Source organism: Chryseobacterium sp. JUb7, assembly GCF_024806495.1.
Lineage (GTDB): Bacteria > Bacteroidota > Bacteroidia > Flavobacteriales > Weeksellaceae > Chryseobacterium.
On sequence record NZ_JANUFF010000023.1, the window covers coordinates 1 to 16259 of the forward strand.

Sequence of the window (16259 nt, forward strand, 5' to 3'; positions counted from 1 at the left end):
GTATCAACCTCATTCATTTATTTGAATGAGGTTTTTTTGTGTCCATCCCCCAAAGATTTATCTTTGCCTATTGCCTATTGCCTATTGCCTATTGCGGGGAGCTCCGTAGGAGCGGTCTGTTCATAGATTATGGCAATATGTTATGTTTAATTGAGCCCTGTAGGGGCGAACTGTTGATAATTCCCGGCTTAAAATCTTCAATCTTCATATCACGATTTTTGTTACCCAGGGTTTATAATCCCGGAAGAATCCATACACCATATAGAGGTTAAGAATATTATATAAAACCAGATAAGATTGCCATCCTATCCTGAAGTAAATCGCCTCTCTGCAGCTCTTCTATCGCGTGGAAATTTGAATATCAGAATAATATCCTCATTAGATTAACTTAATGAATTTAGTCTTACTATAATAGAAAATCAGTATTATCTAATTACTTTACAAAAAATCCTCATTTGGGGCAAAAGCTAGATTAAATATTTTATTAAATTGATGTTTGAAGTTTATATAAGCGATCTAAATCAAAATGAAATCTGATGTTAGCTATGTTTTTAAAAGTTACAAATTTAAATATATAGAAACCTATCAACATTCCCAAAGTATTTAGAAAGACGTCGTCAATATCTGCAACGCCACGGCCTGTAATAGATTGGGTTATTTCTATTGTAATTATAACAAACAAAAAAAACTGAGTAATAGGGACAATCTTATTAAATCTATTAACACATAATCCCAGCCATCCAAAAGGAGAAAAAACGAAAACATTTCCTATAATATTAACTAAAAAATCTTCTTTATGGATATGGGTATCTGCAAAGAAAATATGAATAGTGTTGAATGGAATTAATTGAAAATAAGTATTATCCGAAGCCTGTCTTCCTGATGCAAAAAACATCATATACAGTAAGAAAATAGAATACAAAGTAATGAGAACAGCAAAATTTCTTTTCATAGGTTTCCTTTAGGATTAGTAATAAAAAAGTTTATTGTGCTATTAGTTTTTTAAGTTTATTATAGTAACAAAAATTCTGCCTTATTAGATATGTTTTAGAAAAAATTATATTTGTTTAATATACTTTAACAATAAAAAGGCCTTACTGAAAAGTAAGGCTAGAATATTTTATTCAAAATGATCAGACTTGGATAACTCCTAAATTAAATTTTTCTGTTATCGGAGAATGATTGGCAGCTTCAATTCCCATAGAAATCCATTTTCGGGTGTCTACAGGATTAATAATAGCATCAGTCCATAACCTTGCTGCCGCGTAAGTTGATTCTGTCTGCTTTTGGTATTTTTTTGAAATCGTATCCAATATTTCATTACGATCTTCCTCAGTAATTTCTTTTCCTTGTTTTTTTAATGTAGATTCCTGTATTTGAGCTAAAACTTTTGCAGCCTGAGCTCCGCCCATAACGGCAAGATCTGCCCAAGGCCAAGCTACAATAAGTCTGGGATCATAAGCTTTTCCGCACATCGCATAATTTCCTGCCCCATATGAATTTCCTGTGATAATAGTGAATTTAGGAACTATAGAATTAGAAACTGCATTTACCATTTTCGCACCATCCTTAATAATTCCTCCATGTTCAGATTTTGATCCTACCATAAATCCGGTAACATCCTGTAAGAATACCAAAGGAATTTTTCTCTGATTACAGTTGGCAATAAATCTTGTTGCTTTATCTGCAGAGTCAGAATAAATGACACCCCCAAATTGCATTTCGCCCTTTCCGCTTTTTACCAGTTTTCTTTGATTAGCCACAATTCCTACAGACCATCCATCGATTCTGGCTGTTGCACAAATAATACTTTTACCGTAATCCGGCTTATACTCTTCATATTCTGAGTTATCTACTAAACATTTGATAATTTCATACGTATCATATTGTTCAGCTCTGGATACAGGCATGATTCCGAATATATTTTCCGGTTTTTCTTTCGGAGGAAAACTTTCAATTCTGTCAAAGCCTGCTTTTTCAGTACTTCCGATAGATTTCATAATATTTTTGATTCTATCCAAAGCATCTTTATCATCTTTTGCTTTATAATCTGTAACTCCGGAAATAGAACAGTGCGTAGTAGCACCTCCTAAAGTTTCATTATCTATACTTTCTCCGATAGCTGCTTTCACAAGATAGCTTCCTGCAAGGAAAATGGAACCTGTTTTATCCACAATCATAGCTTCATCACTCATGATCGGAAGGTAAGCACCTCCGGCTACACAACTGCCCATTACAGCTGAAATTTGAATGATTCCCATAGAGCTCATCTTTGCATTATTTCTGAAAATCCTGCCAAAATGTTCTTTATCAGGGAAAATCTCATCCTGCATTGGAAGATATACTCCTGCGGAGTCTACTAAATAAATAATAGGAAGTTTGTTCTCCATGGCAATTTCCTGAGCTCTCAGATTTTTCTTTCCCGTGATTGGAAACCACGCTCCGGCTTTTACAGAAGCATCATTAGCGACAACAATACACTGTCTTCCCGAAACATAACCCATAACAATTACAACCCCACCGCTCGGACATCCGCCATGTTCTTCATACATTTCAAATCCTGCAAATGCTCCTATTTCTATGGAATCAGAATTTTTATCAAGAAGATATTCAATTCTCTCTCTTGCTGTCATTTTTCCTTCATCACGAAGCTTTTGAAGCCTCTTTTCTCCACCTCCTTTTTTGATTTCAGCGAGTAAGCGATTGAGCTCTGATAATTTTAATCTGTTTTGATCTTCTCGTTTGTTGAATTCGATGTCCATAAATTTCAATTTTTTCCGCCTAAAGATACTATTTTTAAAAGGATTTCGAATTGAAATAAAACGAGTGTTTAATTTGTTGGTTCTCAGATTTTTGTGAAATATTTAACATAAAAATATTTTTAAATGAATGATATTTTTTCTAACTTTACAACAGAGTAATAGGGATAATATTCTCTAGTAATTACTCTAAGTTCCTAGTTTATTTTTTTAATAGTTTATTATTTGAAGGCCCTGAAAGTTGAACAAATTTTCAGGGTTTTTTGTTTTTTAACGGTTTTTAAATTTTGACAGATTATTGTCGTTAATTTATACTTTTTATGCAAGATTTGTAAATGCTATTTGTAAATTTGCCTGTTAAAAATTCAAAGAATTAGGGATATGCAAAAATTAGCGCTTTTCAGGTTGCATTTGATTGTTTTTTTGTGGGGGTTTACGGCAATATTGGGAAAACTGATTCATGCTAATGCTCAGATTTTAGTTTTTTACAGAATGTTGTTCGCAGCAATCTGCCTTTTTGTATACATCAGGGTTTTCAAAAAAGAAAGCATAAAAGTTTCGAAAAAAATGTTTTTTCAGCTGGCAGCTATAGGCTTCGCGATGGCGCTTCATTGGTACTGTTTCTTTTATTCTATTAAAGTATCCAATGTTTCTATTGCTTTAAGCTGTCTTTCTTTATCCACTTTATTTGCATCTATATTAGAACCTATTATTTTTAAAAGAAAAATCGATATTTCTGAAGTCGTCATGGGAGTGGTTATTGTTTCCTGTATTTTATTGATTTTTAAAACAGAATTTCAATACAAGGAAGGTATAATGTATGGGGTACTTTGTGCGATATTCGGGACTATATTTTCTGTTTTTAACGGTAAAATGTTTGGTAAAACAAGTTCAGGAAATATTATTTTTTATGAAATTTTTTGCGGATGGTTTATTCTGATGATTATTTATTTGTTTTCCGGACAAATTTTTCAGATGAATGAAATAAGTTATAGAGATATTGCGTTAATATGCTTGTTAGCGAGTGTCTTTACTGCTTTTCCGATGTTGGAATCGGTAAATCTGATGAAATATATTTCGCCTTTTACACTAATTTTAACAGTTAATTTAGAACCAGTCTACGGAATTATACTAGCTTTTTTTATCTTTGGGGAATCAGAACATATGAGCCCTATATTTTATATAGCATCAGGTGTTATGATACTGGCAATCATTGCTAACGGATTAATAAAAGCTAAAAAACAAAAAAAACTTAATTAAGCATCAAACTATATGATGAAAAAATATCTTTTACTTGTATTTTCCTTATTATTTGGATTCTCTCAATCGCAAATTATCAGAAAATATTCCAATGAATTTTTAAATATCGGAGCCGGAGCGAGAGGATTGGCAATGGGAGGAGCAGTAGTTTCCAATCAGGATGATGTTTACTCGCCCATGTGGAATCCCGCAGGTTTAATGGCAATAGAAAGAGATTGGCAGGGAGCAGCGATGCACGCCGAATATTTTGAGTCTATTGCAAAATATGATTATCTGGCTTATGCAAAAGTTTTAGAAACGGGTGTTTTCGGAGTTTCTGTGGTAAGACTTGGAGTTGATAATATCTTAAATACAACTCAGATGATTGACGCAGAGGGAAATATTGATTATGATAAAATCACAAAATTCTCACAATCAGATTACGCAGCGATTCTTTCTTATGCATTTAATCCTGGTGGAAATACTAAATTAGATGTGGGGATCAACGCTAAGATTGTATACAGAAATGTAGGGAAGTTTGCCAATGGATATGGTTTCGGATTTGATATTGGGGCAATCTATAAAATGGATAACGGATGGAAGATCGGAGGGATGCTTCGTGATGCTACAACTACCGTTAACTTTTGGAGTATTAACCAGAAAGAATTATCAACTGTTGTAAATGGTGAAGAATTTAACCCTGCTCCGAAGGATAAAATGGAATTAACAATGCCGAAGCTAAATGTTGGAGCAAGTAAAATGTTTGAAATCAACAGCAGTGTTTATGTTTTACCGGAAGCCGGTATTAATGTTGATTTTGCTAAGACAGCGGCATTAGTCTCAACAGATTTTGCAAGTATTACGCCTTATGCGGGTGCTGAATTAGGATATCAGAAAATGATTTTTGTGAGATTGGGGGTTAATAGATTCCAGTCAATTACAGATATTGAAGATTTAAGAAGAAAAGTGTCTTTCCAGCCAAGTGCGGGTATCGGGATCAGATACAGAGGCTTAACATTAGATTATGCAATTACGAATTCAGGAATCGGAGGATCTAATTTTTATTCCAACTTTTTCTCTCTTAAACTAGACATGGGAATGTTTAGAAACGATTAAAAAATAAAAAAATGAAAAAATTATCAGTACTTATATTGAGTGTTTGTTCGGTAATTGCTTTCGGACAAAAGGTGTCTGATTTTAAATATGTATCAATTCCTGAAAAATTTCAGACGTTTAAAAATAGCTTTGGACTTGAAAACTATCTGGCTCAGGCGCTAAAGGGGAAACAGTATACCACTATTTCTGGAGATAAAAGCAAATGGCCAACCGAATTAATTACAAATTCTTGCAGTGTTGTAAATGCTGATGTCATTAATGATAAAACTCTTTTGAGAAACAGAGTTATTTTACAGTTTAAAGACTGTAATGACAAGGTAGTTCTGGAATCAAAAGGAACAACAGATATTAAGGAATTTGAAGAAGGCTATCAGGACGCTTTAAAACAGGCTCTGGTAAAAGTCTCTGTTTCTAATCCTGTGGAAACATTGTCAATTCAGCCAGCTAACACGGCTACGAGTAAGGTAACGGTAACTTCAGAAGTGGTAACTGTTAATGATGCTTCACCGGAAACTGGGGCGAGTAAATTCAGCAATGGTAAAGTTGACCTTCAGAAAGTTCAGCTTGATGCGAATCAGTTTCTTTTAGTAAAATCTAATAGTTCGGTTCCTTTTGCAACATTTAAAGCAACTACTAAGAAAGATGTTTTCCGTGTAAAATTAGAAAATGGAAATTCTACCATTGGGTATTTTGAAAATGGAAATATTGTCATCGAAATGCCTCAATCTAATGGAGAATATGCTAAAGAAGTATTTTCAGGAAAATAAAACTTAATTTAAATCAAAAAAACATATATCCTTAATTCAAACGCAAGAATGAGTTAAGGATTAATTTTTAATAATCATGAAAAAAATTTACACTTCATTACTGATAGCTCTGTCAGTATCTTTCAGCGCACAAAATGTTTTAAATACTAAATTAAGCGAAATCCATTACGGATCGGGAAGCTCTCCTTACAATCTAATCAAGCTTAATGATCTCATTATTTTTGCAGCGTCCAGAAATGCAGATGAAGGGCTGGAACCTTGGGTTTATAACTCTGCCACTCAAAAATCTACTTTACTGAAAGATATTTTTGCCGGACATAACAGCGGAATACCACCCAATTCTTTATTTGTAAAGCTTAATAATAAGGTATATTTTGTGGCACAGCAAAATTTTTCAGGATATCAAATTTGGGAAACAGACGGGACTCCAGCCGGAACAGTTAAAAAGCAGGATATCAATTCTAATTACTCCATCGGTGAGCTGGTGGTGGTAGGAAATAAAATTTTCTATTATCAGAATAAAGAATTATGGTCATTCGATACGGTTTCAAATAATTTGTCATTATTAAAAACATTTGAATATTCAGGAGATGTGAAATTATATTCTTATAATAATCAATTAATCTTTGCGGCTAATGATGGGACTTACGGAAAAGAGATCTGGAAGTCGGATGGCACCATAGCAGGTACATCATTATTAAAAGATATTGCTCCCAACACTGGAAGCAGTATTTCAAACGATTTCAAAATTTTAACATTAGACAACGGAAAGTTTTATTTTATTGCTAATACAGGAACGAGTTATAATCTTTTCGAAAGTGACGGAACTACTGCAGGAACAAATCCCTTGAGGGCTTTTCAAAATACATATCAATTGGAAGGGGTTTCCGCAGGAAATTATTTTGTATTTATCGGGTTTGATGCTGCAAACGGAGGCTCTGAACCTTGGGTATCGGACGGAACAGTTGGCGGTACGAAAATTTTAAAAGATATTTATCCGGGAACCACCAGTTCTATGGGGCTTAATCTTAAGTTTGTGAAGGTTAATAATAAAATTTATTTTGACAGCTATTCAAACGGAAGTCCAGGCTATAGCAATTATATCTGGGAAACAGACGGAACAGAAGCCGGAACGGTTTTATTTAATACACCTACCAATAATGTGTTGTATGGAACGAGTTCAGATAACCAGCATTTAATCCTTACAAAGCCCAACGAGTGGAATCGTTTTTGGTTAAGCAATGGAAATTCTACACAAACCTTTGAAATTACAACATTAGGGATGGCGTCGAATAATAATTTTGTGGATTTAAACTCCAAAGTATATCTTTCAGGAAGTACGGCTAAGCACGGGATGGAGTTGTATTCTTTAAACCCTCTTACTCAGGAGGCAGCTCTGGCTTCTGATATTAGCCGATTTGAAAGCAGTTCGCCACATGCTTTTGAACAGTTTAACGATGACTTAATTTTCATTGCTGCAGACAGAGAATTTAATAATCAGTTTTATAAAAGAAATAAAAATACCCAACAGACAACACGCTATAGCAATTTAACAAGCGGATCTTCTACAGGGATCTTTACAGATTTTACAGATACTTTCTTTAAAGTTGGAAATTCTCTTTATACTAAAAATAATACTCCCAATCCAAGAGGCGCGATTTACAGAACTGGTGGAACAGCATCAAATACTTCTTTGATTTTAACTCCCGAGACATCTCAGTATGATACGGGTTTATATGCTAATCTGAATAATAATACTTTGCTGTTTTCAGGATATAATAACGTAATGGGAACAGAGCTTTGGAAAATTGATAATAATTCTGTTACTCCGGTATTGGTGAAAGATATTTCGACAGAGTATATGGGAAGTCTTTACAATACCGATACTAAAACTGCTGTTTTAAACGGGTTTGCTTATTTTGTTGCCAAAGAAAACGGGAAATTAGGAATTTGGAAATCAGATGGAACTGAAGCGAATACTACAAAAGCCATTCAGCTGAACTATCAGGATGGGACAGATGGTGATATAAAAGTACTAACAGGTTTTAATAACAAATTATTGTTCACAGCAAGGCAGGAAAATAATTCAAGTTATGGACATACGGAACTTTGGGCTTCTGATGGAGATCAGTCTTCTGCGGTATTGCTAAAATCTCATGCCGCTCAATGGAGTGGAACAAGTATTGCCAGAGAAACAGAAATACTGAATAATAAATTATTTTATATCACCACCAACTGGCCTTCTGCCTTGAATGTAACTGACGGAACTGTGGCAGGAACCTTAGAAGTGGCCCAGGCTAATTTTTCGGGAGATGTTAAATTTAAAAAATGTGGAAACCAGTTATTTTTCTCAGCCAATAGCGGAACACAGCTATGGAGAACAGATGGTACAAATGCCGGAACTTTCAATCTTTCCACGAATAATTTTTCATCAGTAAAAGATATGTCTTGTGCTAATGATTATCTGTATTTTCTTAACGGAGACTCTCAAAAAGTTTGGAGAACCAACGGTACTGTTTCGAATACAATGCCTTTGGATATTTTTATTACCAACGATGACAACCAGTTATTGGTGAATGAGAATATTCAGAAAATGGCAACTGATGGGGAGAAGCTTTTCTTTACAGTATATACAAAAGAACATGGAAGTGAACTATATGAAGTTACAGATCCACTACCCGTATTTTTGGCGACAAATGATACTTCTGTTAAAAATGAAGTCAGCTCTAAAGCGATCAAAGTTTATCCTAATCCGGTAATTGATGAGTTTTCCCTGCAACTTTCGGATAACCAACAAATTTTAGGAGTTAAAATATTTGATATGACCGGAAAATTGGTTAAGAATATCGGAGCAATAAAAGAAAGAGTCAATATTTCTGATCTTTCTTCAGGAATATATTTTGTGAAGATTTCTACCAGTAAAGGTGAATTCTTCAGTAAAATTATAAAGAAATAATTTTTGAGTTACAAACAAATATAGGCTGTCTTAGACAGCCTATATTTTTACACACTAATGAGATTTGATAAGAATTTAGTTTTTTATAAATTTAATATTTTGCTCCCCTTTACTTTCTTTAAGTTTAGCAGTATAAGTACCAGACTGCAAATCTGAAATTTTTATAGATATCTTTTTACTTTTCTCCGAAGAGACATTTTTAAGAAGTCTGCCATTAAAATCATATATCTCTACTGATGTAATCGTATTTTCACTTTCAATATTTAATAAATCTGAAGTAGGGTTAGGATAGACTTTCGCTGTAGATCTAGCCGTTTCGGAAGTTCCCAGCTGTTGTGAGATATTAGCTGTATAATCAGTCCATGTTCCATATTGATAGGTTCCGCAGGCAGAATCGGCAGGAGTTCCGTTGGTAGAGTTCGCTAAACGGTTCCAGATTCTCATTCTGTAATTTCCGGGAGCCGTAGACGCTGGAATTGTAAATGTGCCGGTATAGGTTTCAGTTGCCGTATTTCCCAGATAAGCCGGAAGATACAAAACTTCTCCCGCATCATTGAAATCTCCGTCATTATTGAAATCAATAGCCATAGCACATGCAATCCATCCCATTGTAGTAATGTTGATTGTATAGCTGCTTCCAGGGGTTAAATTGGCTACTATTGATGTTCTATCCCTACCTGAGGTGCAAGTGCCTGATGCAAAAGAATTATTAAAATTAGCAGATGGAATTGTTACCTGTGTGATTCTCCAGCTTGAACATCCGTTAGGATAACTAGGGTTACAGTACGTCTGGGCATTTAAACCCGAAAATGCTGTTCCGAATAAAAGTGCGAAAATTTTCGCAAAAGAGTAATTACTTTTCATAAATGTATTTTTTTGTAATAACACTACTAAAGTAATTAAATAAATGATTATTTTTCAAAAATGTATATAAATTCACGAACTTTTGAAAATTGATTAAATCTTTATTTTGAGGCTAATTAATTCATGCTCGATTGAATTTAATTATCGAAAAAGTCACGAATAATTTTCGCCTTACTCTTTCCTAAAATTTCCTCTAAAGTTTCAAGATTTGCCTCTTTTATGCGTTTTACAGACTTTAATTTGGATAAAAGCAACTCAATAGTCTTTTCTCCAACACCAGGAATTTCATCTAATTCTGATTTTATAGTCGAGTTTTTTCGTCTTGTTCTGTGATGTTTAACTCCAAACCGGTGAGCTTCGTCTCGAACCCGCTGTAAAATCTTCAGTGTTTCAGATTTTTTATCGAGATATAAAGGAATAGAATCTTCCGGGAAAAAAATTTCTTCCAGTCTTTTCGCAATTCCTACGATTGTTATTTTCCCATAAAGTCCTAGTAGTCGCAGGCTCTTTACTGCTGAAGATAGCTGTCCTTTTCCACCGTCAATTAAAATTAACTGTGGTAAACTTTCACCTTCATCCAGCATTCTTTTATAACGCCGGTAGATCACTTCTTCCATCGTGGCGAAGTCATTGGGCCCTTCCACAGTTTTAGGATGAAAAATTCTGTAGTCTGCCTTGCTGGGTTTTCCATCTTTAAAAACAACACAAGCTGAAACCGGATTGGTTCCCTGGATATTTGAGTTGTCAAAACCTTCAATATGTCTTGGCTCTACAGGCATTCTCAACAGTTTTTGCATTTCTGCCATGATTCTGTTGGTATGTCTTTCCGGATCGACGATCTGTACCTGCTTCAATTTTTCAAGACGATATTCTTTGGCATTTTTTTCGGAAAGTTCTACGATACGCTTTTTGTCACCAACTTTAGGAACAATGAGTTTTACATTCGGAATTTCAACCGACAGATGGAAAGGCAAAAGCACTTCTTTTGAATCAGAGTTGAATTTTTGTCTGATTTCAATTAATGCTTCTTCCATAATATCTTCATCGGATTCTTCAAGAATTTTTTTAATTTCTGTGGTGAAACTTTGGATAATATTTCCGTTTCGGATCTTGAAAAAGTTAACATAAGCTGCCGTCTCATCGCTGGTCATTCCAAACACGTCCACATCATCGATATTTGGATTGACAACTGTATTTTTAGCCTGATAATCTTCGAGAATATCCAGTCTTTCTTTGATTAACTGTGCATTTTCAAACTGCAGATTTTCTGCATATTTCATCATTTGATTGACCAGATATTCTTTTGCTTTCCGGAAATCTCCTTTGATAATTCCACGGATGGCATCTACTTTTTCATCATAATCTTCCTTGCTCTCCAGCCCTTCACAAGGTCCTTCACAATTTTTAATGTGATATTCCAGACATACTTTATATTTTCCGTCATCAATCTTATTGGGCGAAAGATTTAAATTACAAGTCCTGAGTTTGTAAATATGTTTAATGGTATCCAATAAAATCTTTGCAGGACGCACTTTTGCATAAGGCCCATAATATTCAGATCCGTCTTTGATCTTCGTTCTTGTTAAGAAAATCCTCGGAAAATCTTCATTTTTAATACAGATCCATGGATAGGTTTTATCATCTTTCAGCATTACATTGTAAAACGGCTGATGTTCTTTGATCAGATTGTTTTCCAATAAAAGTGCATCATATTCACTGTTTACAATAGTCGTTTCCAACCTTTGAATTTTTCCGACCATAATTTTAATTCGGTAGCCGGAAAGGTTTTTGTTGAAATAGGAGAGAACCCTTTTCTTTAAATTTTTTGCCTTCCCTACATACAGAAGCTGTTCGTTTTTATCATAATAACGATAAACGCCGGGTTCGGATGGTAAAGTTTTAAGCTGTAGTTCTAGAGAAGGATTCATAGAACAAAATTAAGCAATTTAAAGGCATAAAAAAAGCTGTAGAATTTCCTACAGCTTTATAAATTTTGTTAAAATTAAATTTTATCCATTGCTCATTTCAGTATACTTATAAACCAAAAAGCTGAAATAGTCCCATTCTACAGAGTCTTTAGGGTATTTTTTCATAAATTCAGCATTATCACCGAATAAAAAGTCATAATTGTCTTCAAAATCATCTTTGTGAAGCCACATTACTTTATCTCCTTTTCTTACATAATAAGATTTGATAACGCCACCTCCGAAAGCCGGAGCTCCTGCAAAACCAAAACCGGCTGTTTCTTTAGCAAAAGGATCGTAATAAATTGAAATTTTTTCATTGAATTCAGGATTGATGACCTGCATTAAAAAAGATTTGCTTTCTTTTTTGTTTTTTAATGAAACTGTCTGATTTTCGAAAGGAATTGCATCATCTGTCGTAGATTTTCCATATTTTTTTGTGCTGTAATTTCTCATGTTTGAAATGAATTTTGCAGCTTTCATCGACTTTTCAGTTTCAGTGGCATATAAGTACATTTCAGCAATATCTTTAGCATCAAATTTTATAGATTTTCCTGTATCAGCATCCTCAATCGTAATAGAAAGAATTTGCCCTTTCTGTTTTACCCATGATTTGGCGTACCCTTGATGTTCATTGTTATCCTTTAATATAATAGTAGATATCTTTTTTTGTGATGCAGTATTAAATCCTTCATTAAATAAATACTGATTCATTTCCTTTTTCTCTTCTTTTGAATATTTCACTTTTTGAGCAAAAGTGGTTACGCTTACAAGAGATAGTGCAAGTAATAAAGCTTTGAGTTTCATAAGTTATTAAAATTGTTTTAAGGGCGTAAAAATAGTAAATTAAAGTGCTTGTGAAACAAAATATTTTTAGTCTGAATTTAGTTTTTTCGATTATGCCTAAATGTGTATTTTTAAGGAAAATTTAGAAAATTATATTCGGTATCAGTATTTTCTTTTCATGATGTTCTGAAAAACTGTAAAAAACAAAAATCCTGTTATAAATTATGAACATTTCCAGGAGTAAACCCTATACTTTTCAAACAATAATTAAAAATAACTTTTGATAACAATAACCTGAAAATTTAAATTTTATGAAGAAAAAAGTATTTTTAGCAAGTCTGCTTTTAAGTCTTTCTATGGAAGCTCAAGTCTTTGATTTTCAGAAAAAATTTGGAGGTACGGGTGATGAATATTTTGCCGGGCATATAGAAAGTGCAGATCACAACTATGTTTTTACTGGAACTACTCTTAGTAATAACGAAGATATAGCTGTAAACTATGGTATGAAAGATGTCTTTTTAACAAAAGTAGATGCAGACGGGAACTATTTATGGAAAAAAAATATAGGAGGAAATAATGACGATGCCGCATTAAATATCATCAATTCAAATGACGGCGGAATTATCTTATTATCCCGGTCAAAATCCAATACAAATTCATTCACTGTAAACCGCGGGAATAATGATCTGTGGGTGACAAAATTAGATATTAATGGCAATATCATCTGGAACAATGCTGTAGCAGGATCAGGAGATGAATCAAATGTTCAGATAATACCGGTAACAAACGGTTATATAATGGCTGTAAATACCAATTCTAATGATTTTGATTTTAGCCATGCAGGAAGTACAGGAAAAGATGTTTGGATTATAAGACTTAATGAGGCCGGAAATATTGTATGGAAAAAACTTCTTCAGGGATCCTTAGATGAGACATCAGCGAAATTAAAAAAAATAAATGATAACAATTTTGCCGTACTTGTAAATTCCGGTTCGATTGATGGAGATTATTCCGGCAATACGGTAGCGGGTAAAAATAAAGGATTTCTGTTTAAACTTGATATGGATGGAAATATATTGATGAATTCTGCCATAGAATCTTCCGATATTCAACAGATAAATATTGCTAATGATGTGAAAATACTTAGTGATGGTTATATTATAACAGGTACAGAAAATTTTCCTTTTACATCATCTGTCGGAACTGTTTATGATAATTACAATGCCTATTTTGCCAAAATATCATCTGCCGGATCACTGACATGGAAGAAATATCATATGTCAGGCTCAAGTACTGACGGTATCAAAGATGAGGGATTATTTGCAGAGGAAACAAGTGATAATAATTACCTTATATTAGGGAATTCCGGTAACCCGATTGGTTCGGCCTATGGCTGGATGATTAAAATAAATGATGCCGGAAATACGTTGAAGTATACTCAGATCCCTGCCTATGTGCAAGCAGTAAATAAATTACAAGATGGTAATTTTGTGATTAATGGCTACCATTATGTAGATATCCCTGCACATTTAGGAAGATTCAGTTTTTATATAAATTTCATCAATTCACTGGGGACCAGTCTTTTTACTCCTACCTATGTTTTAAGAGCTAATCAACACTATTCTGATGCCAGAAATACATCTTTATCTGTTACTAATGATAATAAAATTATTAGTTTCTGAACTGAGTCTTATGCTTTAAGCTCACCCTTTAATACAAATGTGTGGTTTTCTAAATTTCCGATTACAGTAAATTTTTTATCTGTAAATAAAGATGTATCAAATAAAGAAAAGAGAAATGTTTTGGTGTATCCAAACCCTTCGAGTGATTATATAAAGGTCTCCGAAAAAATGGAAACCCTGATTGTTTATGATGCAGTCGGAAGAGAGGTCTTACGTGCCAAAGATACCGATACTGTTGATTTAAGAAGTTTAATTTCAGGGAACTATATTCTAAAACTATACAGTAAAGAGATCAGCAATTCATATAAAATCATAAAAAAATAACAAAGGTATTGCATGAAAATGCTGATAGCTGTTCCTTAAGCTTCAGTAATAATATTTTCAGTGACATTTAGTTTTTCCAATTATGGCTAAATGTGTAATTTTAAGACAAAATTTAGAGAATGATATACGGTGTAGATATTTTTACTTTCCATGATGTTCTGGAAATCTGTAAAAATCCGAAAAAAGCGAAACTTAATAAAGCTTCAAAAGATCAAATTTTAAAATCACAGAAAAACGTTCAGAAAATTGTAGAGTCAGATAGATGTGTTTACGGGATTAACACTGGTTTCGGACCGCTTTGCGATACAAAAATTTCTGCTGACGAAACAGCACAGTTACAATATAATTTAATCATTTCCCATGCAGTAGGAGTGGGGAAACCCATTGATAAAGAATTTTCAAAAATCATGATCATTGCGAAAGTTCATGCGTTATCAAAAGGATTTTCGGGAGTTTCTTTAGAGGTGATTGAGAGAATGATCCTGATGTTGGAAAAAGATATCATTCCTGTAGTGCCGGAACAGGGTTCTGTAGGGGCTTCCGGAGATTTGGCACCTTTGTCACATCTGGTTTTGCCACTTTTGGGATTAGGACAGGTTTGGGTTGGAAATGAGATTTTTGAAACCGCTGAGGTTTTGGAAAAACATAATCTTGAACCTCTGACTTTAGGCCCGAAAGAAGGACTGGGGTTAATTAACGGAACTCAGTTTATCCTGGCGCATGCGATCAAAGGATTGGAGAAATTTGAATATTTATTAGACCTTGCAGACATGACGGCTGCAATGAGTCTTGAAGCATACAGAGGTTCTGAAAGCCCATTCAAAAAAGAACTACATGATATAAGACCATTCGAAGGAAGCAAAAAAGTAGCAGCCAGAATGGTGAAATTTTTGAAAGGGTCTGAAAATATGAAAGCTCACGAAGACTGTGAAAGAGTTCAGGATCCGTATTCAATGAGATGTGTTCCCCAGGTTCACGGAGCAAGCAGAAATGCTTTCGAACATCTTAAAATGATGGCCGAAACAGAATTAAACTCGGTAACAGATAATCCGATTGTATTAAGTGCAGAAGAGTCTATTTCAGGAGGAAATTTCCACGGTCAGTTAATGGCAATGCCTTTAGATTATGCAACACTGGCTGCGGCTGAATTAGGAAATATTTCAGACAGAAGAAGTTATTTATTATTGGAAGGAAAATACGGTTTACCAAGACTGTTAACAGAAAGCTCAGGATTAAATTCTGGTTTCATGATTCCTCAATATACGTCTGCTGCTTTGGTGACAGAAAATAAGACCTTATGTTTCCCGGCTTCAGCGGACTCTATTCCGACAAGTTTAGGACAGGAAGATCATGTTTCAATGGGGAGTATTTCGGGTAGAAAATTCAATCAGGTTCTTGGAAATCTGGTGAATATTTTATCCGTTGAATTAATGTTTGCAGCACAGGGATTAGAATTCAGAAGACCTGCGAAATGTTCAAAAATTATTGAAGAAAATTATTCGATTCTTCGTTCAAAAGTTGAAAAGCTTGAAGATGACCGATTGATTGGTAAAGATATGCTGGCGATCGCTGAATTGATTAATGAAAGAAAATTTGTAGTTAATTAATTTTTAAGCATGACTAGTCCTAAAATAGGTTTACAAGTTATCAATTACAATATTAATCCGGAAGATGTTAATTTTCCGGATTTTTTATGCATTGTTTCCGGGGGTTTCATCTTCAGACTCAGATGTGGTCTTTTGTTGTTGTAAATATAAATACTTTCTTTAACCATTTGTTTTAAATCATGAATATTTTTGCAT

General features: G+C 34.0%; 12 protein-coding genes. 7 read left to right on the forward strand and 5 right to left on the reverse strand.

Annotation, left to right across the window (positions count from 1 at the left end; translation table 11 throughout):
• Window positions 1-484: 484 nt before the first annotated feature.
• Window positions 485-952 carry a VanZ family protein gene (locus tag M2373_RS22235; RefSeq protein WP_259113646.1) on the reverse strand — a complete coding sequence of 156 codons (468 nt, stop codon included), beginning with the start codon at window positions 950-952 and terminating at the stop codon, window positions 485-487.
• A gap of 181 nt (window positions 953-1133) precedes the next feature.
• A complete protein-coding gene (locus M2373_RS22240; protein ID WP_259113648.1) occupies window positions 1134-2762 on the reverse strand; it encodes an acyl-CoA carboxylase subunit beta in 1629 nt (542 codons plus the stop codon).
• A gap of 378 nt (window positions 2763-3140) precedes the next feature.
• Between M2373_RS22240 and M2373_RS22245 the strand changes: the two genes are divergently transcribed.
• The 4 genes from M2373_RS22245 to M2373_RS22260 all read left to right on the forward strand — a co-directional run bounded on the left by M2373_RS22245 (window position 3141) and on the right by M2373_RS22260 (window position 8837).
• On the forward strand, window positions 3141-4019 hold the full coding sequence (locus M2373_RS22245) for a DMT family transporter (RefSeq protein WP_259113649.1): 879 nt from the start codon (window positions 3141-3143) through the stop codon (window positions 4017-4019).
• 12 nt (window positions 4020-4031) lie between these two features.
• Window positions 4032-5114: a PorV/PorQ family protein gene (locus M2373_RS22250; RefSeq protein ID WP_409013228.1), complete on the forward strand. Its 1083-nt coding sequence runs from the start codon at window positions 4032-4034 to the stop codon at window positions 5112-5114.
• 11 nt (window positions 5115-5125) lie between these two features.
• Window positions 5126-5881, forward strand: a complete 756-nt coding sequence (locus tag M2373_RS22255) for a hypothetical protein (RefSeq protein ID WP_259113651.1) — start codon at window positions 5126-5128, stop codon at window positions 5879-5881.
• 76 nt (window positions 5882-5957) lie between these two features.
• Complete coding sequence (locus M2373_RS22260) at window positions 5958-8837, forward strand: T9SS type A sorting domain-containing protein (RefSeq protein ID WP_259113652.1); 2880 nt, start codon at window positions 5958-5960, stop codon at window positions 8835-8837.
• 75 nt (window positions 8838-8912) lie between these two features.
• On the opposite strand, the gene M2373_RS22265 is transcribed toward M2373_RS22260, so the two are convergent.
• The 3 genes from M2373_RS22265 to M2373_RS22275 all read right to left on the reverse strand — a co-directional run bounded on the left by M2373_RS22265 (window position 8913) and on the right by M2373_RS22275 (window position 12472).
• Window positions 8913-9701: a T9SS type A sorting domain-containing protein gene (locus M2373_RS22265; RefSeq protein ID WP_259113654.1), complete on the reverse strand. Its 789-nt coding sequence runs from the start codon at window positions 9699-9701 to the stop codon at window positions 8913-8915.
• 137 nt (window positions 9702-9838) lie between these two features.
• Window positions 9839-11629, reverse strand: a complete 1791-nt coding sequence (uvrC, locus tag M2373_RS22270; protein WP_259113656.1) for an excinuclease ABC subunit UvrC — start codon at window positions 11627-11629, stop codon at window positions 9839-9841.
• 81 nt (window positions 11630-11710) lie between these two features.
• Complete coding sequence (locus tag M2373_RS22275) at window positions 11711-12472, reverse strand: hypothetical protein (protein ID WP_259113657.1); 762 nt, start codon at window positions 12470-12472, stop codon at window positions 11711-11713.
• 290 nt (window positions 12473-12762) lie between these two features.
• On the opposite strand from M2373_RS22275, the gene M2373_RS22280 reads away from it, so the two are divergent.
• The 3 genes from M2373_RS22280 (at window position 12763) to hutH (ending at window position 16064) form a co-directional block, all read left to right on the forward strand.
• Window positions 12763-14133 (forward strand): hypothetical protein, encoded by a 1371-nt coding sequence (locus M2373_RS22280; RefSeq protein WP_259113659.1) that lies wholly within the window; start codon window positions 12763-12765, stop codon window positions 14131-14133.
• Window positions 14134-14256: 123 nt separating this feature from the next.
• Window positions 14257-14457, forward strand: a complete 201-nt coding sequence (locus tag M2373_RS22285) for a T9SS type A sorting domain-containing protein (RefSeq protein ID WP_259113664.1) — start codon at window positions 14257-14259, stop codon at window positions 14455-14457.
• Between the two features lie 119 nt (window positions 14458-14576).
• Window positions 14577-16064, forward strand: a complete 1488-nt coding sequence (gene hutH, locus M2373_RS22290; protein ID WP_259113660.1) for a histidine ammonia-lyase — start codon at window positions 14577-14579, stop codon at window positions 16062-16064.
• The last annotated feature ends 195 nt before the right edge of the window (window positions 16065-16259 follow it).